Genomic DNA, 422 nt, shown 5'->3' with positions numbered 1-422 from the left:
ACGCAGGCCCGGAACTGGTCACCAAGCTCGTGCTGGTCGATGTGGTGCCAAGGTTCGAGAAGAGCGGCAGCGCCCGCATCCGCGATTGCATGTTCACCAACGTGGACGGCTTCGATTCCCTGGAGGAGGCCGCCGACGCCGTCTCCTCCTATCTGCCCCATCGCACCAAGCCACGTAGCCCGGACGGGCTGAAGAAGAATCTGCGGCTGCGCGACGGGCGCTGGTACTGGCACTGGGATCCGGCGTTCCTCACCAAGCCCGAGGACGACCCGTTCATCCGGGTGGAGAAGCTCGAGCAGGCCGCGATGAACCTGACCATCCCGATCCTGCTGATTCGCGGCAAGCTGTCCGATGTGGTCAGCCCCGAAGGCGTGCAGGACTTCCTGGAGAAGGTGCCCGCGGCCGAGTTCGTCGAGTTGTCC

1 pseudogene is annotated in these 422 nt (G+C 64.9%); it reads left to right on the top strand.

Annotated features, from left to right (window positions below):
• A pseudogene (locus tag RM844_RS33035) lies at positions 1 to 422 on the top strand (alpha/beta fold hydrolase); the annotation flags it as partial.

Source organism: Streptomyces chisholmiae (genome assembly GCF_031845445.1).
Lineage (GTDB): Bacteria > Actinomycetota > Actinomycetes > Streptomycetales > Streptomycetaceae > Streptomyces > Streptomyces chisholmiae.
Note: the sequence above shows the minus strand (reverse complement) of the source record. Positions and strands in the feature narration are given on the sequence as shown.